This is a genomic window from Geobacter grbiciae, from assembly GCF_018531165.1.
Taxonomy (GTDB): Bacteria; Desulfobacterota; Desulfuromonadia; order Geobacterales; family Geobacteraceae; genus Geobacter; species Geobacter metallireducens.
In genome coordinates, this window is sequence record NZ_JAHDIW010000001.1 from 156,917 (window position 1) to 179,324 (window position 22,408).

The 22,408-nt window shown below is 62.5% G+C and carries 19 protein-coding genes; 11 read left to right on the top strand and 8 right to left on the bottom strand.

Features of this window, described 5'->3' with window-relative positions:
* Position 1 precedes the first annotated feature (1 nt).
* Genes mtnA through KJB29_RS00730 form a run of 3 tightly spaced genes read left to right on the top strand, consistent with a single transcriptional unit; the run spans position 2 to position 4,901 of the window.
* Positions 2 to 1,042, top strand: a complete 1,041-nt coding sequence (gene mtnA, locus KJB29_RS00720) for an S-methyl-5-thioribose-1-phosphate isomerase (protein ID WP_215732918.1) — start codon at positions 2 to 4, stop codon at positions 1,040 to 1,042.
* A complete protein-coding gene (gene glnE / locus KJB29_RS00725) occupies positions 1,039 to 4,230 on the top strand; it encodes a bifunctional [glutamate--ammonia ligase]-adenylyl-L-tyrosine phosphorylase/[glutamate--ammonia-ligase] adenylyltransferase (RefSeq protein WP_215732919.1) in 3,192 nt (1,063 codons plus the stop codon). Before mtnA ends, glnE begins: the two co-directional genes overlap by 4 nt.
* The gene (locus tag KJB29_RS00730) at positions 4,230 to 4,901 is read left to right on the top strand and encodes an endonuclease III domain-containing protein (protein ID WP_215732920.1); all 672 of its coding nucleotides are present in this window, start codon (positions 4,230 to 4,232) and stop codon (positions 4,899 to 4,901) included. Before glnE ends, KJB29_RS00730 begins: the two co-directional genes overlap by 1 nt.
* Positions 4,902 to 4,907: 6 nt before the next feature.
* On the opposite strand, the gene KJB29_RS00735 is transcribed toward KJB29_RS00730, so the two are convergent.
* The 4 genes from KJB29_RS00735 to rsmB are packed head-to-tail and all read right to left on the bottom strand — an operon-like array spanning position 4,908 to position 8,585.
* Positions 4,908 to 5,879 carry a diguanylate cyclase gene (locus tag KJB29_RS00735; protein WP_215732921.1) on the bottom strand — a complete coding sequence of 324 codons (972 nt, stop codon included), beginning with the start codon at positions 5,877 to 5,879 and terminating at the stop codon, positions 4,908 to 4,910.
* 54 nt (positions 5,880 to 5,933) lie between these two features.
* On the bottom strand, positions 5,934 to 6,521 hold the full coding sequence (locus KJB29_RS00740; RefSeq protein WP_215732922.1) for a CoA pyrophosphatase: 588 nt from the start codon (positions 6,519 to 6,521) through the stop codon (positions 5,934 to 5,936).
* Between the two features lie 36 nt (positions 6,522 to 6,557).
* A complete protein-coding gene (gene rpe, locus KJB29_RS00745; protein WP_215732923.1) occupies positions 6,558 to 7,223 on the bottom strand; it encodes a ribulose-phosphate 3-epimerase in 666 nt (221 codons plus the stop codon).
* 15 nt (positions 7,224 to 7,238) lie between these two features.
* On the bottom strand, positions 7,239 to 8,585 hold the full coding sequence (gene rsmB / locus KJB29_RS00750; RefSeq protein WP_215732924.1) for a 16S rRNA (cytosine(967)-C(5))-methyltransferase RsmB: 1,347 nt from the start codon (positions 8,583 to 8,585) through the stop codon (positions 7,239 to 7,241).
* A 166-nt stretch (positions 8,586 to 8,751) separates the two neighbouring features.
* On the opposite strand from rsmB, the gene cls reads away from it, so the two are divergent.
* Positions 8,752 to 10,185 carry a cardiolipin synthase gene (cls, locus tag KJB29_RS00755; RefSeq protein ID WP_215732925.1) on the top strand — a complete coding sequence of 478 codons (1,434 nt, stop codon included), beginning with the start codon at positions 8,752 to 8,754 and terminating at the stop codon, positions 10,183 to 10,185.
* Between the two features lie 45 nt (positions 10,186 to 10,230).
* Here the strand turns inward: cls and KJB29_RS00760 are convergent, their stop codons facing one another.
* Together KJB29_RS00760 and KJB29_RS00765 are read right to left on the bottom strand one after the other, a co-directional pair.
* On the bottom strand, positions 10,231 to 11,001 hold the full coding sequence (locus KJB29_RS00760; RefSeq protein ID WP_215732926.1) for a sugar phosphate isomerase/epimerase family protein: 771 nt from the start codon (positions 10,999 to 11,001) through the stop codon (positions 10,231 to 10,233).
* Positions 10,994 to 12,049, bottom strand: a complete 1,056-nt coding sequence (locus tag KJB29_RS00765; protein WP_004514187.1) for a potassium channel family protein — start codon at positions 12,047 to 12,049, stop codon at positions 10,994 to 10,996. The genes KJB29_RS00760 and KJB29_RS00765 overlap by 8 nt, the downstream gene beginning before the upstream one ends.
* A 165-nt stretch (positions 12,050 to 12,214) precedes the next feature.
* Between KJB29_RS00765 and KJB29_RS00770 the strand changes: the two genes are divergently transcribed.
* The 6 genes from KJB29_RS00770 (at position 12,215) to cysS (ending at position 19,006) form a co-directional block, all read left to right on the top strand.
* Positions 12,215 to 12,919 (top strand): GntR family transcriptional regulator, encoded by a 705-nt coding sequence (locus KJB29_RS00770; RefSeq protein WP_215732927.1) that lies wholly within the window; start codon positions 12,215 to 12,217, stop codon positions 12,917 to 12,919.
* Between the two features lie 105 nt (positions 12,920 to 13,024).
* The gene (gene selA, locus KJB29_RS00775) at positions 13,025 to 14,413 is read left to right on the top strand and encodes an L-seryl-tRNA(Sec) selenium transferase (protein WP_215732928.1); all 1,389 of its coding nucleotides are present in this window, start codon (positions 13,025 to 13,027) and stop codon (positions 14,411 to 14,413) included.
* A 115-nt stretch (positions 14,414 to 14,528) separates the two neighbouring features.
* A complete protein-coding gene (gene ispD, locus KJB29_RS00780) occupies positions 14,529 to 15,227 on the top strand; it encodes a 2-C-methyl-D-erythritol 4-phosphate cytidylyltransferase (protein WP_215732929.1) in 699 nt (232 codons plus the stop codon).
* On the top strand, positions 15,224 to 15,697 hold the full coding sequence (gene ispF, locus KJB29_RS00785; protein WP_004514183.1) for a 2-C-methyl-D-erythritol 2,4-cyclodiphosphate synthase: 474 nt from the start codon (positions 15,224 to 15,226) through the stop codon (positions 15,695 to 15,697). The genes ispD and ispF overlap by 4 nt, the downstream gene beginning before the upstream one ends.
* A gap of 36 nt (positions 15,698 to 15,733) precedes the next feature.
* A complete protein-coding gene (locus KJB29_RS00790) occupies positions 15,734 to 17,395 on the top strand; it encodes a glutamine--tRNA ligase/YqeY domain fusion protein (protein WP_215732930.1) in 1,662 nt (553 codons plus the stop codon).
* A gap of 156 nt (positions 17,396 to 17,551) precedes the next feature.
* Entirely contained in the window at positions 17,552 to 19,006 is a 1,455-nt protein-coding gene (cysS, locus tag KJB29_RS00795; RefSeq protein WP_215732931.1) for a cysteine--tRNA ligase, read from the top strand.
* 90 nt (positions 19,007 to 19,096) lie between these two features.
* Here cysS and KJB29_RS00800 read toward each other — a convergent pair whose 3' ends face one another.
* Together KJB29_RS00800 and KJB29_RS00805 are read right to left on the bottom strand one after the other, a co-directional pair.
* Positions 19,097 to 19,288 carry a ribbon-helix-helix domain-containing protein gene (locus tag KJB29_RS00800; RefSeq protein ID WP_004514180.1) on the bottom strand — a complete coding sequence of 64 codons (192 nt, stop codon included), beginning with the start codon at positions 19,286 to 19,288 and terminating at the stop codon, positions 19,097 to 19,099.
* 234 nt (positions 19,289 to 19,522) lie between these two features.
* A complete protein-coding gene (locus KJB29_RS00805; RefSeq protein WP_215732932.1) occupies positions 19,523 to 21,793 on the bottom strand; it encodes a sigma 54-interacting transcriptional regulator in 2,271 nt (756 codons plus the stop codon).
* Between the two features lie 405 nt (positions 21,794 to 22,198).
* On the opposite strand from KJB29_RS00805, the gene KJB29_RS00810 reads away from it, so the two are divergent.
* Complete coding sequence (locus KJB29_RS00810) at positions 22,199 to 22,405, top strand: hypothetical protein (RefSeq protein WP_215732933.1); 207 nt, start codon at positions 22,199 to 22,201, stop codon at positions 22,403 to 22,405.
* Positions 22,406 to 22,408: the final 3 nt, after the last annotated feature.

Consider the following 22,408-nt stretch of genomic DNA (forward strand, 5'->3'; position numbering starts at 1 on the left):
CATGTCCTTCCGAACCATAGAGTGGCGCGATGACAAGGTGATCATGATCGACCAGACCCGGCTTCCGGGCGAAGAGGTCTACTGCGAGTACGGCGACTACAAGAGTGTGGCCGAGGCGATCCGGGGGATGATCATCCGGGGGGCGCCGGCCATCGGAGTGGCGGCGGCCATGGGGGTCGCCCTGGGGGCCAGGGAGATCATCGCGGATACCCACGAGTCGTTCCTGCGGCAGTTGGACAACGTCTGCGACGTTCTTGCCCGGACCCGCCCCACGGCGGTGAACCTCTTCTGGGCCATCGAGCGGATGAAGCGGGTGGCTGCGCAGAACCAGGACAAATCCCTGGATGAGGTGCGGGAAGTCCTCAAGGCCGAGGCGATCCGCATCGAGGAGGAGGATCTGGAACTCTGCAAGGCCATCGGCCGCCACGGCGCGGCCCTGATCCCCGAGGGGGCCACGGTCCTCACCCACTGCAACGCCGGTGGCCTTGCCACGGCCGGCTACGGTACGGCCCTGGGGGTAATCCGGGCGGCCCATGAGGCGGGTAAGAACATCCAGGTCTTTGCCGACGAGACCCGCCCCTGGCTCCAGGGGGCGCGGCTCACGGCATGGGAGCTCATGAAGGACGGCATCCCCGTGACCCTCATCGCCGACAACATGGCGGGCTTCTTCATGAATCGGGGCGAGATCACCTGCTGCGTGGTGGGAGCCGACCGGATCGCCGCCAACGGCGACACGGCCAACAAGATCGGCACCTACAGCGTGGCGGTCCTGGCCAGGGAAAACAACATCCCCTTCTACGTGGCGGCTCCCACCTCCACCCTCGACCTGTCGCTCGAAAACGGCGACCAGATCCCCATCGAGGAGCGGCACGCCCGGGAGGTGACCCACCTCCAGGGGCTCCCCGTGGCACCGGAGGGAATCGCGGTCCGCAATCCCGCCTTCGACGTGACGCCTGCCCGCTACATCGCCGGCATCATCACCGAGAAGGGAGTGATCACCGGCGATTACACGGCGAAGCTCAAAACCCTCGTGACCCCATGAACCATACCGATTCCCTGGCCCGCCGCCTGGAGGAGGCCATCGGCACCTCCCCCGACATCGACAACGACCAGCTCCTCATGGCGCTCCTGGAGGAGCTGGGGTTCACCTACGCGGCCCGGTCGGCCACGAACCTCCGCCTCCTTCAGCATGTCTTCCCCGACAGCCTCGTCCGCGGCATCGCCGCCGCCTCCCTGGCCGCGCCCCTGCCGGACATGGCCCTGAACGGGCTGGAGCGGGTGAGCGGCGTGGCGGACAAGGACGAGCTCCTCGACGTCTGCTCCCGGCGGGACGGGCTCTCCCAGCTCCTCACCATCTGCGGCTCCTCCCCCTTCCTGGTCAACATCCTCTGCAGGGACCCTTCCTATTTCCACCACCTCTTCGTCCGCAAGGCGATGGCAATCCGTCGGAGCGAGGCAGAGATGCTGGCGGAACTCCGCTCCCAGGTGCCGAAGGATACCGACTACACCACCCTTTTCCCGCTCCTGCGCCGCTTCAAGTTCATGGAGATCCTCCGGATCGCGGCCCGGGACCTGACCGGCGTCGCCCCCCTGGAAGAGGTGACGGGGGAGCTGTCGTCCCTGGCCGCAGCCACCCTCCAGGTGGCCCACGACGTGGCCCGGCGAAAGCTCGTGACGGAGCACGGCCTCCCCCTCATGGAGACCCCCGACGGCCCCCGGGAGGCGGAGTTCACTATCCTGGGGATGGGGAAGTTCGGCGGCCGGGAACTGAACTTCTCCTCGGACATCGATCTCATCTACTTCTACTCCTCGGACCAGGGGGAGACGGCAGGCATTCCCGACGGCCGGGGAGGAACAACGGGCACGATCACGCTCCACGCCTTCTTCGTGAAACTGGGGGAGATGATCAGCAAGGCGGTCTCCCAGGTGACGGCCGACGGCTTCGTCTTCCGGGTCGACATGGGGCTTCGCCCCGAGGGGAAGAGCGGCGACATGGCCTGCTCGTTCCACTCGGCGGTCACCTACTATGAGTACTGGGGCCAGTCATGGGAGCGGGCCGCCATGCTCAAGGCCCGCCCCGTGGCCGGCTCCATCGAACTGGGAAAACGAATCCTGGCCGCCATCGAGCCCTTCATCTACCGCAAGTATCTCGATTACAACCTGATCGAGGACATGATGGCCATGAAGAAGAAGATCGACGCCTCCCTGGCCCGGCAGCAGGAGGGGGAGCTGAACATCAAGCTGGGGCGCGGCGGCATCAGGGAGATCGAATTTTTCATCCAGGCGCTCCAGCTCGTCTACGCCGGCAAAAACCCGGCCCTGCGGGAACGGAACTCCCTCAAAGCCCTGGAGACCCTGAAGGACGGCCGCATCATCGCCGAGGAGGATGCCGCTGCCCTGGCCGACGCCTACCGGTTCCTCCGCACCGTGGAGCACCGGATCCAGGTGGTCCAGGAGCGCCAGACCCACTCCCTTCCCAAGAAGGACGACGAGATGCTGGCCCTGGCCCGCCGCTGCGGCTACCTGCGGCAGGATGGCCTGACTAAGTTCAGAGAGGTCCTGGAGGGGCATCGGGAGCGGGTCTCGTCCATCTACGGCGGACTCTTCCTCTCCCGGGATGAGAAGCTGAAGGAGGAAGTGCGGCCGGAGACGTATTACTTCTTCGACCGGGGCGCCGACCCAGACTTCATCAAGGACATGCTGGCGGAGCGGCGCTTTGAGAACGTGGATGCCGCCTACGAGAACTTGCTGCTGTTGCGGGACGGCCCTCCCCGGGCCCATCTCACGGAGCGGTCCCGGCGGCTTCTGGAGCAGATATCACCGCTCCTCCTCCAGGAGATATTTGCCTCCCCCGATCCGGACATGGCCCTCACCAACCTGGAGCGGTTCCTCTGCGCCGTGGGCTCCCGCTCCTCCTTCTACGCCCTCCTGGCCGAGAACCGGGAGATACTGAAGCTCCTGGTCTCCTTCTTCGCCACCTCGGAGCTCCTGTCCAAGATCTTCATCGGCCACCCGGAACTGCTGGACAGCCTCGTCTCCCGTTCCTACGCCTCCTTCATCAAGGATCGGGAGGCCATGGAAGGAGAACTGGAAGGGATGCTCGCCGCGGCAGTGGACTACGAGGAGCGCCTCGACATCCTGCGGCGGTACCGCAACGAAGAATTCCTCCGGATTGGACTTACCGACATCTACGGCAAGCTGGGGCAATCGGAACTCACCTACCAGCTGACGGGGCTCGCCGAGGTCTGCCTCTCCGCCGCCTGCCGCATGGGCAAAAAAGAGCTGGCCCGCTTCGGCAGGCCCATGTACCGGGACGCCGACGGCGATCTGCGCCAGGCCCACTTCGCCGTGGTGGCCATGGGGAAAATGGGGGGGAACGAGCTCAACTACCACTCGGACCTGGACATCATCTACATCTACGATGAGCAGGGAGAAACCGACGGCGAGAAGCAGATAACGAACCGGGAGTACTTCGCCAAGCTGGGGCAGAAGATCATCTCCATCCTCACCACCCCCACCCGCGAGGGGTATGTCTACAAGATCGACACCCGGCTCCGCCCCTCCGGGAACGCCGGCCCCCTGGTCACCTCCCTGGAGTCGTTCCGGACCTACCACCGGGAGGAGGCCCAGGTCTGGGAGCGCCAGGCCCTCACCAAGGCCCGGGTCGTGTTCGGCGACGAGCGCCTGAGGCGCCAGATCGAAGAGGTGATGCGGGGGACGGTCTATGGCACCGGCGCCGACGAGACGGTGCGCCAGGAGATCCACCGGCTCCGCACCCGCATGGAGGTGGAGCTGGCCAAGGAGAAAGAGGGGAGCTACAACATCAAGACCGGCCGGGGGGGAATCGTGGACATCGAGTTCATGGTCCAGTACCTCCAGCTCAGCCACGGGGTGAACCTCCCCGAGGTCCGGAGCACCAACACGCTCCTGGCCCTGAAGGCGATGCGGCTCTGCGGCGTGCTGACCGAGGAGGAATCCGCGACGCTCCAGGCGGGGTACAAGTTCCTTCGCCGGCTGGAGAACCGGCTCCGCCTCATCCACGACTACTCCATCAACGACCTGGGGGGACCCCGGGAGTACCTAGACAAGCTGGCCCGCCGCCTCGGCTACGACCCGAAGCTGCGGCACCCGGGAGATCTTCTCATGCGGGAGTACGAGGAGACCACCGAGGCGGTGCGGCGGATCTACGAGCGGATTCTGGGGGGGGATTCCCCCGGCGGGACGGTCTGATGCTCGACGCGGTCCTGCTGGAGATTTTCGACACCCTCCATGCCGCCTACGGACCACGCCACTGGTGGCCCGCCGATACACCCTTCGAGGTCTGTGTCGGTGCGATCCTGACCCAGAACACCAACTGGGGAAATGTGGAAAAGGCTATCGTGAACCTGAAACGGGGGGGGCTCCTTTCCCCCGAAGCCCTCCGCGACGTGTCCGTTGGCCTCCTGGCAGAGGCAATCCGGCCGGCCGGGTACTTCAATGTGAAGAGCCTCCGGCTCAAGGATTTCGTGGGGTATCTCTGGGAACGGCACGGGGGAAGCCTGGAGCGGATGTTCGCGGGGGATTGGCACGCGTTGCGGGAGGAACTGCTGGGGGTGCGGGGGGTCGGCCCGGAGACCGCTGATTCGATCCTTCTCTACGCGGGGGGGAAACCGACCTTCGTGGTGGATGCCTACACGAAGCGTCTCTTCGCGGCCCTGGGGATTCTGAACGGGTCGGCCGGCTACGATGAGGTGCGAGATCTCTTCATGGCCAACCTGCCGCCCGACGTCCGGCTCTTCAACGAGTACCACGCCCTCATCGTGGAACACGGCAAGCGCCACTGCCGCAAGCGCCCCCTCTGCCCCGGCTGTGGCCTCCACCTCTTCTGTCGAAGCCACGTCACGGAACAGCCGGCATCGTAATTCCGGTCAGTCGGTAACAAGCACCTGGGCGCCTGCAGGTGTCACCTTTTCAATGCTCATCCCTGCCATGAGCTCAACGCGATTGCGCCCCCCCTGCTTGGCCCGGTAGAGAGCCTCGTCGGCCTGCCTGAAGAGTGAATCGATACTCTCCACCCGGGACGACGGGTATGTTGCCACGCCAAGGCTGATGGTTATCACCAGACCCTGGAGGCTTCCGTCGAAGACGTGCTCCTGGACCTCCAGCCGCAACCGTTCAGCTATGGAGAGGGCTTCATGGACGGGGGTTTCCGGCAGCAGCAGCACGAACTCTTCCCCGCCGTAGCGGGCCGCGAGGTCGTAGCTCCGAAGCCGCCTTCGGACGATGTCGGCCAGGATGGTGAGGACCCGGTCCCCCTCCTGGTGCCCGTAGGTATCGTTGATCTTCTTGAAGTAGTCGATGTCGAGGATGACGAGGGAGAGGGGCGCCCCCTTGCGGGAGGAGCGCTGGAACTCCTTGTCCACCATCTCCATGAGGTGGCGGCGGTTGTGGAGGTGGGTCAGGGGATCGGTGATGGAGAGGGTACGCAGCATCTCGTTGGAGCGCTTCAACTCGTCCTGAAGCCCCTTCATCTTGAGTTGGACCCGCACCCGGGCCACCAGTTCCCCGGTGTCGAAGGGTTTGGTCACAAAGTCGGAAGCCCCCTGCTCAAGGCCCCTGATCTTCGTGTCACGGTCCTCACGCCCCGTCAGGATGATGACCGGCAGGTCCTGAAACTCCTCTCGGGCCCGCATCATGGTAAGAAAACGGAAGCCGTCCATCCGCGGCATCTCCAGGTCGCAGAGCACCAAATCCACCCGGTTGTTGAGGAGTACCTTGAACCCGTCAAGCCCGTCACCGGCTTCCAGGTAGACATCGAAAAGGGATACCCCCTTGAGTGTCCGAAGGATCTCCTCCCGCAGGGTATCCGAATCGTCGATGACCAAGACTGTCTTCTTCATTTTCAGCCCTATGCTCCGTAGCGCACGGCTACTTGGTTTCACCTGTCCCGGTTGCTACCGGCGGAACGTCAGATCCAGGAACTGCTTGAGGATGGCCGCGGTCAGCCCCCAAATCTCGTCCCCTTCGTACGTGAAAAAATAGACCGGATGGGTACGCCCCTTCCAGTTCCAGTCCTCGATTCGGAAAATGTCGGGCCTGAGGAGATGCGTCAGCGGCACTGTTATGATCCGCTCGATTTCGTCCGGGTTCACCTTCAGGGGGTAGTGGGGAGGAAAAATCCCCACCACCGGCGTCACTAGGTAGTTGTGGATGGAGAAATAATCGTCCAGTTCCCCCAGCACGTCCACATCCCCCGGTCTGATACCAACTTCTTCCCAGGTCTCCCGCAGGGCCGTCTCGCGGGGGCCCCTGTCGTCGGGGTGGCGTACCCCGCCGGGGAAGGAAATCTCTCCCCGGTGATGGTTCAGATGCTCCGTCCTCTTGGTGAAGAGGATGTGGTACTCTCCCCCCTCCAGAAAGAGGGGAACGAGGACGGCGGCCGGCACCGGCCCCGGCGCCAGCGGCACCCGCTTCCGGCTTGCCAGGGCGGCCCTTATTCGCTCAGGGAGATCACTCTGCTCGCGTGCAACCGACTCTGTCATTTATACCACTTGCCGAATAACGTGCACGACACGTAGTTACAGTATCGGCTCTTTTGCCCGGCGCTTTAGTTCTTTTATTGTTTCCTTGTAATCTTTGCTTCCGAAAACGGCGCTCCCGGCCACGAAGACATTGGCTCCCGCATGGGCGATCCGGTCGATATTGTCGATCTTCACGCCGCCGTCCACTTCCAGTTCGGCATCGCATCCCCGCCGGTCGAGCATGGCCCGCAGGGCCTGGATCTTCGGCAGGCAGGCCTCAATGAATGACTGCCCCCCAAAGCCGGGGTTGACGGTCATAAGGAGGACCAGGTCCAGCTCGTCAAGGACATACTCCAGGACCGAGAGGGGGGTGGCCGGGTTAAGGGATACCCCCGCCTTTTTTCCGAGGGACTTGATGAGCTGGATGGTCCGGTGGAGGTGAACCGATGCCTCGGCATGAACAACGATGATGTCGGAGCCGGCCTTGGCGAAATCAGGGATGTAGCGGTCGGGGTTCTCGATCATGAGGTGCACGTCGAGGGGGAGGTCGGTTACCTTGCGGACCGCCTCCACCACCGGGGGACCGATGGTGATGTTGGGGACGAAGTGCCCGTCCATGACGTCCACGTGGATATAGTCGGCCCCGGCGGCTGCCACGGCCCTGACCTCGTCGCCGAGCCGGGAAAAATCGGCGGACAAAATTGATGGCGCTATCTTCTTCATTGCATCCTCCACGTGCTAGAGCTTTCTGATCCGGGCGGCAAAAAAACCATCCATGCCGTGCCGGTGGGGCCAGCTCCGGAAATGCCCCCGACCGGTGAATTGTCCGGAAAAATCGGGGAAAATGACATTCAAATCTTCTAACACAAAATCTTCGTGCCGGGAAAGGAAATCATCCACGACGTCTTCGTCCTCAGCCACCATGGTCGAGCAGGTGGAGTAGAGGAGGACCCCGCCTGACCGGAGCCTCGGGGCGACGGCAGCGAGGATGTTCCGCTGGGTGGCGGCGAGACGGGCCAGATCGTCGGGGGTCTTCCACCACTTTCCCTCGGGATTGCGGCGGATGACACCGAATCCCGAACAGGGGGCATCGAGGAGGATCCGGTCGAAGGGGGGTTCACCGGCACCTACGCCGGGCTTCGTTGCGTCGCCTGCCATGGTGTGGATGATGCCGATGCCGAGCCGGGCCGCAGCCTCGGCGACGAGACGGAGCTTCTTGGCCGAGATGTCACAGGCCAGGACCTCTCCCCGGTTTTCCATGAGCTGGGCCAGGTACGTGGCCTTGCCCCCGGGGGCGGCACAGACGTCGAGAATCCGCTCGCCGGGTTGGGGATCGAGAAAAAACACCGCCAGCTGCGACGACTCGTCCTGCACCGCAAAGAGCCCCTCGGCAAAGCCGGGAAGGGTGGTGACTGCCGTACGGGAGAGGATGCGCACCCCGTGGGGCGCCCAGACGGTGGGCTCAACCGTGATCCCGGCGGCGGCAAGCTCCTCCATGAAGGCCTCTCGGGTGGTCTTCAGCGTATTGACCCGGATGGTGAGGGGGGCCTGCTCGGCCATGGCGACCGCAAGCTCCTCCGCTTCCGGGATGCCGAGCTGCTCGATCCACTGCTCCACGAGCCAGCGGGGATGGGAGTGACGCACCGCGATGTAGGCAGCGGGGTCAGCCCCGCGATCGGGCCAGGGGAGGGAGTCCCGCTCCCGGTCGGCCCGGCGCAGCACCGCGTTCACGAACCCTGCGGCCCGGGGCGCCACGGCCTTGGCCAGGTTCACCGATTCGTTCACGGCGGCCGAAGCGGGAATCCGGTCCAGGAAGAAGAGCTGATAGAGCCCGAGCCGAAGGATGACCAGGATCGCCCGCTCCAGCTTGCCGCTGCGGCTGGCGGCAAAGGCATCCACCAGGAAATCGAGGGTCCCCTGGCGACGGAGCACCCCGTAGACCAACTCAGTCAGAAGCCCCCGGTCGGGCCCCGTAAGGGTCCCCAGGGAAAGCTCCCGGTCCAGGAGCTGCTCGGCAAAGGCGCGGTCCCGTTCGACCCGCAGAAGGATGTCGAGCGCCGTTCGGCGCGGATTGCTTCTCGTCACGGATAATTCCTTTATCGTTGTATTGGTTCTGAGTATAGTAATTCCCGCCCGAAACCTCAAGAAACGGCTTCGGCCTGCTGCTTGACTTGACTGGACGGTGAGCTAACCTTGACGTGTGCCGGCCGACCCGCCGCGGGTTTTGTGCATCTTGTTATGGAGAGGTGATGTGATCGACGAACTGGCCTTAGCACTGGGAATAACGGTCCTCATTGCTCTCTCGCTCTTTTCCGCGGGACACGCCTTGATCATGAAGCGCGATCCCCGTTCCTCCCTGGGGTGGATCGTCACCTGCCTCACCATCCCCCTGCTCGGCCCCCTGTTCTACTGGGGGATGGGGGTCAACCGGATCTTCCGCCGCGCCCGTACATGGCTCGAAAGTGGCCGTCGCCTGGCCGACCCCGAGTTTTTCAAATCGACCCTCGAACAGAACACCGCCACGGCCCTCCCCCCCGGCGCCGAGTACCTGAGCGAGCTCCGCCGTCTGGCCGACCGGGTGGTGAGCACTCCCCTCGTGACGGGAAATCGGTTCACCCCCCTGGTAAACGGCGAAGGTGCCTATCCTGCCATGCTCGAAGCCATCGCCGGCGCCCGCCGGTCGATCCACCTCTCCACCTACATCTTCGACTCGGACGCCGCGGGTCGCCGCTTCATCGATGCCCTGGCCGACGCCGCGAGGCGAGGGGTCGACGTGCGGGTCATCATCGACGGCCTCGGCGAAAAGTATTCCTTCCCCCGTGCCCGAACGCTCATGGAGAGGACCGGCATCCGGGTCGCCCGCTTCCTGCCTTTGAGGCAGGGGTTTTACATGAATCTGCGCAACCACAGGAAAATGCTGATTATAGACGGGGAAAGGGCATTCACGGGGGGGATGAACATCGGTGACCGCCACATGGTGGAGCGGCCACTCCCGACGGTGGTGAAGGATCTGCACTTTGCCGTCGCAGGGCCGGTAGTGGGCGAGCTTCAACAGATCTTCCTGGAAGACTGGTACTTCGTTTCCGGAGAGCTCCTGGACAACCGGCACCACTTCCCTCCCCTCCCTGCGGCGGGGCACGCCATATCCAGGGCCATCGGCGACGGCCCCGACAAGGAGTTCCGCAAGCTCTTCCTGATTCTCATGGGGGCACTCTCCTGCGCCACCCGGCAGGTGCAGATCATGACCCCCTATTTCATTCCCGACCGGGCACTGGTGGCAGCCCTTGTCACCACTGCCCTGCGTGGCGTGGAAGTGACTCTCGTCCTCCCCGAGAAGAACAACCTCCCCTTTGTCCACTGGGCCTCCCGGGCCTACCTCTGGGAGCTCCTCCAGCAGGGGATCCGGGTCTTCTACCAACCTCCCCCCTTCGTCCACACCAAGCTCTTCATCGTGGACGGCCTCTGGAGCCTCATCGGCTCCGCCAATCTCGATCCCCGCAGCCTCCGCCTCAACTTCGAGCTGAACCTGGAGGTCTATGACCGGGAATTCGCCGGAACCCTGACAAAGCATGTGGCCGACGTGCTGGCCCGGTCCCGCGAGGTAAGCCTCGAGCAAATGGACAACCGCCCCCTGCCGGAAAAGCTGCGGGACGGGGTGGCCAAGCTCTTCTCCCCCTATCTGTAGCCCTCCACAGAAATCCATGAAAAAGCCCGCTTGCGCGGGCCAGGGTCACGTGCGGTATTTCTCGATGGCGACCAGCGCCCGGTCGAGGGCGTCGCGGCAATGGGCCTCGATGGTCCACGCGGCGCCAGGGGCGTAACGCTCCATGAGGGAGAAAAAGAGGTCAAAGTCGATGGCCGCCTCCCCGAGGGGTAGGTGGTCGTCCCGCTTGCCGAAATTGTCGTGGATATGGGCCTCGGCCACGAAGGAGCCCAGCTCGGCGAACCACTCCTCCATCCCCACGGTGTGGAACAGGTTCCAGTGCCCCACGTCGAAGCAGTGCCTCAACCGGGGATGGCTGATCTCCTCCAGGAGTGCCTTCAGTGTCGACGGCTCCTCCTCGAAGATGTTCTCCACTGCGATGGTGGTGCCGAGGGAGTCGGTCCGCTCAAGCACCTGCCGCCACGCGACAATGCTGTGGGCAAGCCACTTGTCCTGGCTCTCACCATAGCGCCACTTGTCGTATCCCGGATGGAAGACGATGACGTCGGGTTTGAGGATTTGCGCCGCATCCAGCACCTGCCCGAAGCGGTGCATGGTCGCCTCGCGGATGAGGCGCTCCACCGACCCGGGATTCAGGTCGATAAAGGCCCCGTGGAAGGTACAGCGGAGCCCCGCCTCGGCCAGCTGCCCGGCGATTGCGCCCACTTCCTCGGGGACGAGGGTATCGAGGGTATCGCCGGAAAAAAATATCTCCGGGTTGATACGCCGGGAGATAATGGCTGGCAGGTTTGCCGCCAGCATCGAATAGGGGACGTGGGCATAGACGCAATTAGACATGATCGGGGTGCTCTTTTCGGTGTTTTTTGATGATCGTATCGGCGCACGATTCGCAGGCGACCAGTTGCTCCAGCTTTGTAATAGCCACCGGTTCGCCGAGGACGATCAGGGTGTCGAGGGCTTCTATCTTGGTGTGGGGATTCGGGTTGAAAACCATCTTGCCCGAGGCCTTTTTGATCCCCACAATGATGACGCCGGTCTCCTTGCGGAATCCGGAAGTTACCAGGTTCTCGCCAATAAAGGCTGATTTCTCGGGAATTTGAATCTCCTCCATCTGAAGATCCAGGTGCTCCCGGCCCGTGGCGATCTCGATGAAATCCACCACGTTGGGGCGAAGGATCGCCTGGGCCATCCGGCTCCCGCCGATGACGTACGGCGAAACCACCTTGTTGGCGCCGGCCCGCTTGAGCTTGAGTTCGGACCCCTCCTCGCCGGAGCGGGCCAGAATAAAGAGGTCGGGGTTGAGCCCCCGGGCCGTGAGGGTTATGTAGACGTTCTCCGTATCGGAGGTGACCACCGAGATCAGCCCTTTGGCCCGCTTGATCCCGGCCCGCAGCAGCGTCTCGTCCTCGGTGGCGTCGCCCCGGATGTGGAGGTACTCCTCATGGTGCAGTTTCTCGTGCACCTCCGGATGCTTCTCGATGACCAGAAACGGCATCGGCTTGGCCGCGAATTCCCGGCAGATGAGGGCGCCGATCCGGCCAAAGCCGCAGATGATGTAGTGGTCATGCAGGGCCTCTATCTTTCGCTCCACCTTCTTCCTCCCGATGATCCGCTGTATCTGCCCCTCGAACATGATCTGGGCGAGACTGCCGACGATGTAGCCGAGAACGCTCACCCCGAAAATTATCAACCCGATGGTGAATATCTTCCCCGCATTGCTTAGGTCGTGGACCTCCTTGAAACCCACGGTGCCGAGGGTGATGACCGTCATGTAGAGAGCGTCGAGGAACTGCCACCCCTCGATGGCCATGTAGCCGGCCGTCCCGACAGAGACGAGGAGCAGCAGAACAGCTATGGAAATTTTGAAGTGGCGTACGGGGTCCATGGTCTCTCTTCCTCACCCAAGATACTATCGGACCAGCTCCCTTGGCAAGAGCGTAACCGGGCCACGAACCGCTCTTTTTTCTTTTTTTAAGGCCATATTAACTCATGCTTGACAATTCTTGTATACTGTATACAATAAGCAAGCACCCCCTACCGGAGTGATTCAATGAAAAAACCGCTGGAAAAGCACCTGACCCTCAGGGAAAAGATACTCGAAACCATCCGCGACGCCATCATGACCGGCGCGCTCAGGCCGGGGGAAAAGGTTGCCGAGCCCGATCTTGCCGAGCGTTTCGGCATCAGCCGCACCCCGATCCGCGAGGCGTTCCGCCAGTTGGAGTCGGAAGGGTACCTGACCGTCATCCCCCGCAAGGGTGCTGTGGTAACGGCCTTCTCCCCCCGGGATGTGGAGGAATTTTACGCCATCAAGAGCATCCTCGAAGGGTATGCGGCCCGCCGGGCCTGCGAAAAACTCTCCTCGAAGGATATCGAGCGACTCCGCACCATCAATGACCGGCTTCGGCACATGGCCGACGACGGTGACATCAAGCACTTCTTTCGAATCCATAATGACTTTCACGATCTTTTCCTCAAGGCAGCCGACAACGAAAAGCTCTACGAACTGATTACAAACCTCGTTCGCAAGTTCCAGCGCCTGCGCTACGCGTCCCTGAGCCTACCCGGACGGATGAAGATATCGGTGCAGGAGCACGATAAAATCATCGAGGCCTTCCTCAAGCGGGACCCGGACAAGGCCGAAGTTCTCGTCCGGAAAAACGCCGAGTACGGCGGCAAGGTCCTCATGCAGAACGACGGAGCGCCTCCCCTCAAGCCGGCGGAGCGCGCAGCCGCCCTCCACCTCGACCTCTAACTCCTCCTTTTCCCTGTCACGGGGCGGCCTTGACAGGCCGGCATCGATCTGGTAGTGAGGTTTCTCGTTCCACAACCTCCACCTCCCCAGACAGAGGACGCCCCCGTGACGCTCTTTGCGCGTATCCCCAAAGTTGACAAAATTCTCGAATGGGATGGGACCAAGGTCCTTCTCGGCATTCATCCCCGCCCGACCGTCCTCAACGCTGTCAGGTCCGTTCTTGACTCCCTTCGCACCGCTGCCCGCAGCGGCTTTCTCAGGGAAGAGGAACTGCTTGAAGGTGCGGTAACGTCGAGAATCGAACGGGAAGTTGCCCGCTCGACTGCCTTCAGTCTGCGGCGCGTAGTCAACGGGACCGGCGTCGTGATCCATACGAACCTGGGGCGCTCCCCCCTGTCGAAGCGGGTGAAACCGCTCCTGGACGAGATCGCCTTCGGCTACTCCAACCTCGAATTCGACCTGGAAAAAGGAGAGCGGGGAAGCCGTTACAGCCACGTGGAACGGCTTCTCTGCGACCTGACCGGTGCCGAGGCGGCCCTGGTGGTGAACAATAACGCCGCCGCCGTGCTCCTTGCCCTGTCGGCCCTGGCGGCCGGGACGGAAGTCATCGTCTCCCGGGGGGAACTGGTGGAGATCGGGGGGTCCTTCCGCATTCCCGATGTCATGGGGCAGGGGGGCGCTATTCTCCGGGAGGTGGGGACCACCAACCGGACCCATCCCCGCGACTACCACCAGGCGGTCTCGGAGCAGACGGCGCTTCTCCTCAAGGTCCATTCCAGCAATTTTGCCGTGGTCGGCTTTACTGCCGAAGTGTCCGCCACCGAGCTTGTCGCCATCGGCAAAGAGCATTCCGTGCCGGTCATGGCCGACATCGGGAGTGGATGCCTCCTGGACCTCTCTCCCTTCGGCATCCGGGGCGAGCCGACGGTTCAGGAATTCGTCAAGGCCGGGGTCGACGTCATCACTTTCAGCGGCGACAAGCTCCTCGGCGGCCCCCAGGCAGGGATCATCGTCGGCCGCAGGGAATTCATCGCTCCCCTCACGAAGCATCCCCTCCTGCGGGCGCTGCGGATCGACAAGCTGACCCTGGCTGCACTGGAAGGAACGCTCCGCCTCTACCGGGACGAACGGCTGGCCCTGGCCGAGATCCCGACCCTCCGGATGCTTACCGCGTCGGCCGCGGAGTTGGCGACCCGCGCCCGGAGCTTTGCGCGACGCATCCGCCGGGCATCCCCGCCAGACATCCGACTCACCCTCACCAGCGGTATCTCCCAGGTGGGGGGAGGGGCCTATCCCCTCCTCGAACTGCCAACGACCCTCATGGCCGTGGAGGCAGACGGCATCTCTCCCCAGGAGATGGAAATCCGGCTTCGGGGGATGGAAGTTCCGGTCACCGGCCGCATCCACAAGGGGCGCTTCCTTCTCGATGTCCGCACCCTCCAGGATAACGATATCCCGTTCATAGCCGCGGCCCTCAGCAGTCTTGCCGGCTAGGAACTCCTACCGATGTGGCGCGACTTTTGTCTGGTTTTTTACCTATCCTTTTGTATAATCGGATAATTCCGGCCGGTTGCTCCCGCAGCGCACCGGCCCGTAATGAGGTCGACACATGGCAGTTTTCGCCCTGATTCCGGCGGCAGGCATGGGCAAGCGGATGGGTGCCTCCATCAACAAGCAGTATCTGCTCCTGGACGGGATGCCGATCCTTGCCCGTACCCTGGAAGTCTTCGAGCGCTCCCCCCTGGTGGACGGCATCTTCGTCGTGATTCCAGCGGACGAGATCCCTTTCTGCCGGGAGCAGGTGGTGGAGCGGCACGGCTTTTCGAAGGTGCGGAGCATCGTTGCCGGCGGAGCCGAGCGTCAGCAGTCGGTACTGAACGGCCTGCGGGCCATGGAGGGAACGGTGGGGGAGTACGACGTGATTCTCATCCACGACGGGGTCCGCCCCTTTGTCACGGAGGATATCCTCGGCCGGGCAACCGCAACGGCCCGGGAAAACGACGGAGCCCTTGTGGCGGTACCGGCCAAGGACACGGTGAAGGTGGTGGAGGACGGCATCATCACCGCAACGCCGTCACGGGAGACCCTCTGGCTCGCCCAGACTCCCCAGGCCTTCCGCTACGGCGTCATCCGCGCAGCCCACGAGGTGGCCGACGCCGAGCGGTTCCTCGGCACCGACGACGCCATGCTCGTGGAACGCCTGGGGCGACAGGTACGGATCGTTCTGGGAGACTACCGCAACGTTAAGATCACGACGCCGGAGGATATGGTTCTGGCAGAAGCGTTCATCAAGGAGAAGCTGCCATGAGAATCGGGCACGGCTACGACGTCCATTGCCTCGTGGAGGGGCGGAAACTGATTCTCGGAGGAGTTGATGTTCCCTACGAACGGGGGCTTTTGGGACACTCGGACGCCGACGTCCTCCTCCATGCCATCGCCGACGCCATCCTCGGGGCGTTGGCCCTTGGGGACATCGGGAAGCACTTCCCCGACACCGACCCCCAGTTCAAGGGGGCCGACAGCCGCAAGCTCCTGCGCCACGTCATGGCCCTGGCCGGCCAGAAGGGATATGTCCTCGGCAACGTGGATGCCACCATCGTGGCCCAGCGCCCCAAGCTGGCTCCCTTCATCCCGGAGATGCGCGCGAATCTCGCCGAAGACCTCATCGCTGAGATCGATCGGATCAACGTCAAGGCCACTACCACCGAGCAACTCGGCTTTGCCGGCCGAGGCGAGGGAATCGCCGCTTATGCGGTGGTCCTCATGGAGCGCAGGTAGCGCCCCCCCTGAAATCACGTCCAAAGGATCGAGTCCATGTCAACCGAAACGCCCCACACCGCCAACTTCCTCCGCACCATCGTTCAGGAGGACCTGAAGGGCGGCAAACGCGAAACCATCGTCACCCGCTTCCCCCCTGAGCCCAACGGCTATCTCCACATCGGCCACGCCAAGTCCATCTGCCTGAACTTCGGCCTGGCAAAGGAGTTCGGGGGCCGCTGCCACCTCCGCTTCGACGACACGAACCCGGTAAAGGAAGAAACCGAGTATGTGGAATCCATCAAGGAAAGCGTGCGGTGGCTCGGCTTCTCATGGGGGACGCACCTCTACTACGCCTCCGAGTACTTCGAGCAGCTCTACCAGTGGGCAGAGCACCTAATCCTCCAGGGGAAGGCCTACGTGGACGACCTGACGGCCGAGGAGATCCGGGCCCACCGCGGCACCCTGACCGAGGCGGGGAAGGAGAGCCCCTGGCGCAACCGCTCCCCGGAGGAGAACCTGGATCTTTTCCGCCGGATGCGGGCCGGGGAGTTTCCCGACGGCGCCAAGGTGCTCCGGGCGAAGATAGACATGGCCTCCCCCAACATGAACCTTCGGGACCCAGTCATGTACCGGATCATCCACGCCTCCCACCCCCACGTGGGTGACGCCTGGCGCATCTACCCCATGTATGACTACGCCCACGGCCAGTCCGACGCCATCGAGGGGATCACCCACTCCATCTGCACCCTGGAGTTCGAGGCCCACAAGCCTCTCTACGAGTGGTTCCTGGACAATCTGCCGGTCCCTCACCGCCCCCGCCAGTACGAGTTCGCGCGCCTGAACCTCACCTACGCAGTCATGAGCAAGCGCAAGCTCCTGCAGTTGGTGAAGGACGGTGACGTCTCCGGCTGGGACGACCCGCGCATGCCTACCATCATGGGGATTCGACGGCGGGGGTACACCCCCGAGGCGGTCCGGAACTTCTGCGAGACCATCGGCGTAGGGCGGAGCGACAGTTGGATCGACATGAGCATCCTGGAGGAGAGCGTCCGCCAGGACCTGAACGAGCGGGCCCCCCGGGTCATGGCGGTATTGAGGCCCCTGCGACTCGTCATCGAGAACTACCCGGAGGGAGAGGCGGAGGAGCTCACCATCCCGTACCATCCCCAGAAACCTGAGCTGGGGAGCCGACAGGTCCCCTTCTGCGGCGAGCTGTTCATCGAGCGGGATGATTTTGCCGAGATCCCCCCCAAAGGGTTCAAGCGCCTCTCCCCCGGGGAGGAGATACGCCTCAGGGGAGCCTACATCGTGAAGTGCGTCGGCGTGGAGAAGGATGCCGAGGGCACCGTCACCGCGGTCCGCTGTACCTACGATCCCGAGACCCGCAGCGGCCTGCCGGGGTCCGAGCGGAAGGTTAAGGGGGTCATCCACTGGGTCTCTGCCCGCCACGCCGTGGCGGCGGAGGTTCGCCTCTACGACCGGCTCTTCACCGATCCCAACCCCTCGGGCGACGACTGGAAGGAGCACCTGAACCCGGCGTCGGTGGAGATTGTGCGCGACTGCCGCCTGGAGCCCTCCCTGGCGGCGTCCCAGGCCGAGGACCGCTTCCAGTTCGAACGGCAGGGGTACTTCTGCGCCGATCTGAAGGATTCCCGCCCCAGGGCGCCGGTCTTCAACCGGACGGTGACCCTGCGGGATTCGTGGACCAAGAAATAAATGCAATGAGGCTCTTGCATAACGTCAAGAGGAGGCCGGGATGCTCGGCGCGGAGGCAAGGCGTACCCGCAGGTACGTTGAGCTTTCGAGCGAACGGCAACAATGCAGACCGGCCCCGCAATAGTTTTGCAAGAGCCTCAGATGAAAGGTTAGTACATGTCTTTGCGCGTCTATAACACGCTTTCCGGAACCAAGGAAGAATTCACCCCCCTCGTGCCGGGGAAGGTCTCCATGTACGTCTGCGGCGTCACGGTCTACGATCACTGCCACATCGGCCACGCCCGGGCCAACGTGGTCTTCGACATGATCTACCGCTACCTGCGCCACGCGGGATATGACGTTACCTACGTCCGCAACTACACCGACGTGGACGACAAGATCATCAACCGGGCCAATCAGGAGGGTGTTCCCTACAACGTCATCTCGGAGCGTTTCATCGCCGAGTTCGACCGGGACATGGCGGCCCTGGGGCTCGATCTCCCCACCCACCAGCCCAAGGCCACCGATCATATCGCCGAAATGATCGACGTCATCAGTCGCCTCATCGACAAGGGGTACGCCTACGCGGCGGACGGCGACGTCTACTTCTGTGTGGAAAAGTTTGATCCCTACCTGAAGCTCTCCAAGCGCAACCTGGACGAGATGCAGGCCGGGGCCCGGATCGAGGTGGGGGAGAAGAAGCGCCACCCCATGGATTTCGCCCTCTGGAAGGGCTCCAAGCCGGGCGAGCCATTCTGGGAGTCCCCCTGGGGCCAGGGGCGGCCGGGGTGGCACATCGAGTGCTCAGCCATGAGCATGAAGTACCTGGGGGAGACCTTTGACATCCACGGCGGCGGCAAGGACCTGGTCTTTCCCCACCACGAGAACGAGATCGCCCAGTCCGAGGCGGCCAACGGCAAGCCTTTCGCCCACTACTGGATCCACAACGGTTTCGTGAACATCAACTCCGAGAAGATGAGCAAGTCCCTGGGGAACTTCTTCACCATCAAGGAGGTGCTGGAGAAGTACGACGCCGAGGTGCTCCGCTTCTTCCTCCTCTCGGCCCACTACCGCTCCCCCATCGACTTCTCCGATCAGAACCTGCGGGAGGCCGAGGCCGGGTTGGAGCGGATCTACGGGACCCTTGCGGGAATCGATGAGAATCTGACAAAGGGAGCGGAGGGTACGACGGGAGAGGCTGACAGGGAGCTGGCCGAAAAGGCGGCCACCTTTCCCGAGCGTTTCCGCGAAGCCATGGATGATGACTTCAACACGGCCCAGGCCCTGGGCTTCGTTTTCGATCTGGTGAGGTCGGCAAACAGGGTGCTGGGGGAAGGAACGGGAGGGAGCAACCGCGACCTCCTGGCAGAGGCGCGGGATCGCATTCGGGAGGTGGGGGGGGTGCTCGGCATTTTCACCTCCGAGCCCCGTGCGTTCGCGGAGCGGCTCAAAAACCGCAAGGCTGCGGAGCTTCCCATTACCGCCGAGGAGATCGAACGGCTGATCGAGGAACGGATTGCGGCCCGCGCAAACCGGGACTTCAAACGCGCCGACGAAATCCGTGACAGTCTCGCCGCAAAGGGGATCATGCTGCTCGACTCCCCCCAGGGGACGACCTGGAAGGTAAAATGACGAATGGTTGCCACAGGGTTCCCATCCCCTGTGACACCTTTGGCACAATCAACCTAAGAAAAAAGGGCCGCTTCCTGCGGCCCTTTTTTCTTAGGCGGCCTTCTGGTGGTGGGGCTGCTCCGTCTTTTGCAATTGAACGGCGAAAATCTCCATGGCCTCGCGCATGATGTCGGAGACACTCTTCTGGGTTGCCTCCATTATCTGCTGGAGCCGATCGCGCTCCTCGTCGCTGATTCTCATGGAAATGACGTTGTACCGCGGATTTTCTCTCATTCTACCCATGGTCTGTTCCTCCGTGTATAGTGTGCTCGGTTACGTTCAATCGTATGAGACAACACTATTGCCATTTGCATGCCAAAACACGGAAATCGATAACCCAGTCGCAACAGTTTAAAATTATTGCATTTTTAAAACATTGGTTTGGATTAATAAAATATTCTGTATACACAATTGTGTCACTGGTGGCACAGAGTTGGCCAAAAGTGCACACATTGTTTACGCTGCGCCATCAAGGAGTTAGCGAACATCCCGTTCCCTGAGGCGGTACTTATCGAGAAGCCGATAGAAGGTCCGCCGGGGGATGTTTGCCAGTTTCGCCGCCCGCGAAATATTGCCGTTGGCCTCCGCCAGGTAGCGCTGGATAAGCTTTCTCTCCAGCTTCCCCATATGTTGCTCCCGCTCGGACCGAAACGATGCTGCGTGGATGTCGTGCCCCGTGGCGAACCCCTCCTCAAGCCCCTCAGAGAGGGCAAGGGGGAAGTTCTCGACCCGGATCACGCCGTCATGGGTGAGAACGGCAGCCCGCTCGATGACGTTCTGCATCTCACGGATATTGCCAGGCCACGGGTACTTTGTGAGCGCCTTGACGGCACGGTCCTCGATGCCGACCATCCGCTTGTTGAGCTTGGTGCTTGCCTTGTCCATAAAGTGGTGGACCAGAATGGGAATCGACTCGACGCGGCTTCGCAGGGGGGGCATGGTGATGGTGAAGACGTTGAGCCGGTAATAGAGATCCTCCCGGAACCACCCCTCGCGGACCCCCTGTTCCAGGTTCTTGTTGGTGGCGGCAATGAGGCGCACATCCACCTTTTTTGCTGCAGTCCCCCCCACGGGGCGCACCTCCCCCATATCGAGAACCCGCAAGAGCTCCGCCTGGAGCTTGGGGGTTATGTCGCCGATCTCATCGAGGAAGATCGTCCCCCCGTCGGCGGCCTCGAAGAGCCCTTTCTTGTCGGCAACGGCACCGGTGAAGGCTCCCCGCTTGTGACCGAAGAGCTCGCTCTCCAGGAGAGAGTCGGTGATGGTGGTACAGTTGACGGTAACCAGCGGTTTGTCGTTGCGCTTGCTGTAGCGGTGGATCGCCCGGGCGGTGAGCTCCTTGCCGGTCCCCGACTCCCCCCGAATGAGGACCGTTGTGGGGGTGGGGCCCACCTGCTTGATGAGGCCGAGCACATCCAGGGTCTTGCGGTCGTTGCCCACGATGAACTCGTCCCCGTACTCCCGTTCCAGTTCCCGCCGTGCCAACTCGTACTTCTGGATGAGGCGCCCCCGGTCCTCCTCCAGCTGCTGAAGGTTGTAGGGGAGGCACATCTCGATCTCCGCGAGCCCCTGATAGACCGCCACAGCGTACTCGCGACAGGTGCGGTAACCGCAGGCCCGGCAGTTGAGCTCGTCCTTCACCGTAAACTTGTTGGTGGCGTTGAGGATCTTGCGGACATCGTTCGCCTTGGGGGCCTCCAGTTTCGCGTACTTGCTGGCGAAGCTGCGGCCAAAGGAGACCCTCCCTGCCTCAAGGAGGGAATTGGGGACCGTCCGGCAGGGAACCTCCTGCTTGAAGTGGGCAATCACCCGGTTGCGGCGGTAAAACTCCGTAAGCGCCCGGTTTCTGCCGGGGCCGCCAATGCAGCCGTCGTAGCAGAAACGGAGGTCGGCGATCCGGGGGGAGATGCGCCCGGCAGCCAGGTCATTGATGATACCCATGACGTTCACCTCACCGCAGGCGGCGACGATCTCGGTGTCCAGGGGATCAAAGGGGATGCCGAAGGCCCGGAACGTCCCGTCGGCAATGGGAAAAAGCCGGCCGGCCCCCGGCCTGATTCCGTCGAGGGGCTCGTCGGCAAGGGCCGGCAGGGCTATCTGACGGCTCCGGAAGATACCCTCCAGTTCCCGGTAGGTCAGAACGATGTCGACGGCGCCGCGGGTCTCCTGGGTCTGCGTTTCCAGCTTGTTGGCAATGCAGGAGCTTATGTAGACAACCCTCACATGCTGCCCCAGGGTGCCCTTGAGATACCGCCCCATGGCCACCATGGGGGATACCACCGGCACGAGGTTCCCCACGAGCTTCGGGTAGTGGCGCTCGATGAGATCGACGATGGCAGGGCAGTGGGACGAGATACGGGGGTGCCCCTTATCCGACGTGATTCGGGCATAATCGTCGGCGATCAGTTCGGCCCCATAGGATCCTTCGTGGACCTCGGCAAAGCCGATCTTCCTGAGGCCCGCCACCAACTGACCAGGGGTAACATTATGGAAAAAGGCGGGAAAAGAGGATCCGAGCACGGCAATAACTTCCTCCCCCGAGGAGAGGAGCTTTTCGGTCACCCCCACCTTGTCGGCCACCATCTTTGCCTGCTGGGGGCAGTTGCTGAGACAGTTGCCGCAGCCGATGCACCGGTCGACGATGATCTCGGTGTAGCTCTTGGCCACCTTGATCGCCTTGACCGGGCAACTCCGGACACAGCAGTAGCATTTACGGCACTTCTCTTTTACGGTAATGATCGGTTCCATGGTTCTCCCAGCTGAGAATGTTATGCCTTACACTCTGTTGATTGCCTGATCCACCGCTGAATCATATACCAAGCCCCCCTCCCTGTGCAACCAATGGCACACCCGGAGCGCACTGTGCCACACGTGGCACACCAGCAGGCAAAAAAACACCCTAGCGACTAGGAGGGAAAGTCAACTAGGGTATAATGAGGGCCTTGCGACCCTCGCAATACTTTCATCTATAGTATACCGTGCTGCTGCCACCCCTGCAACAAAAAATATTTCTAACTAATTAATATACAAAGTTTTTTCATCTTTTCGCCCGCCAAAGCCTTCCCTTGCCTCCAATTGCTCCCCTCTGCGGTTTATGGTATAACCTCCTCAGATTCAGCCGATTTTCCACCAATTCCGCCAAAGGAGCCCTCCATGGACCTGACCCTTGACGAACACCGTCTCATATCTGAATTTCGCCGTCTGAATCCTGCCGAAAAGCAGGAGATTCTCGACTTCGCCTCCCTCCTGCTCAAGCGCCAGGACGAAGGGGGGACGGCCTCTGCCACCCGGAACAGCTGTACTCTCGACCGCAAGGAGGAGCGTCCCGAAACGACCAAGGAGCCGCTCTTCACGGAGTAACCC

Bases quoted from the DNA above. Each gene is read 5' to 3' on its own strand.
- KJB29_RS00765 (WP_004514187.1), bottom strand. From the start codon at position 12,049: ATGGACCCCGTACGCCACTTCAAAATTTCCATAGCTGTTCTGCTGCTC.
- KJB29_RS00810 (WP_215732933.1), top strand. From the start codon at position 22,199: ATGGACCTGACCCTTGACGAACACCGTCTCATATCTGAATTTCGCCGT.
- rpe (WP_215732923.1), bottom strand. From the start codon at position 7,223: ATGAAGAAGATAGCGCCATCAATTTTGTCCGCCGATTTTTCCCGGCTC.
- KJB29_RS00800 (WP_004514180.1), bottom strand. From the start codon at position 19,288: ATGGGTAGAATGAGAGAAAATCCGCGGTACAACGTCATTTCCATGAGA.
- mtnA (WP_215732918.1), top strand. From the start codon at position 2: ATGTCCTTCCGAACCATAGAGTGGCGCGATGACAAGGTGATCATGATC.
- KJB29_RS00730 (WP_215732920.1), top strand. From the start codon at position 4,230: ATGCTCGACGCGGTCCTGCTGGAGATTTTCGACACCCTCCATGCCGCC.
- glnE (WP_215732919.1), top strand. From the start codon at position 1,039: ATGAACCATACCGATTCCCTGGCCCGCCGCCTGGAGGAGGCCATCGGC.
- KJB29_RS00770 (WP_215732927.1), top strand. From the start codon at position 12,215: ATGAAAAAACCGCTGGAAAAGCACCTGACCCTCAGGGAAAAGATACTC.
- KJB29_RS00740 (WP_215732922.1), bottom strand. From the start codon at position 6,521: ATGACAGAGTCGGTTGCACGCGAGCAGAGTGATCTCCCTGAGCGAATA.
- ispF (WP_004514183.1), top strand. From the start codon at position 15,224: ATGAGAATCGGGCACGGCTACGACGTCCATTGCCTCGTGGAGGGGCGG.
- cysS (WP_215732931.1), top strand. From the start codon at position 17,552: ATGTCTTTGCGCGTCTATAACACGCTTTCCGGAACCAAGGAAGAATTC.
- ispD (WP_215732929.1), top strand. From the start codon at position 14,529: ATGGCAGTTTTCGCCCTGATTCCGGCGGCAGGCATGGGCAAGCGGATG.
- KJB29_RS00735 (WP_215732921.1), bottom strand. From the start codon at position 5,879: ATGAAGAAGACAGTCTTGGTCATCGACGATTCGGATACCCTGCGGGAG.
- KJB29_RS00790 (WP_215732930.1), top strand. From the start codon at position 15,734: ATGTCAACCGAAACGCCCCACACCGCCAACTTCCTCCGCACCATCGTT.
- KJB29_RS00760 (WP_215732926.1), bottom strand. From the start codon at position 11,001: ATGTCTAATTGCGTCTATGCCCACGTCCCCTATTCGATGCTGGCGGCA.
- KJB29_RS00805 (WP_215732932.1), bottom strand. From the start codon at position 21,793: ATGGAACCGATCATTACCGTAAAAGAGAAGTGCCGTAAATGCTACTGC.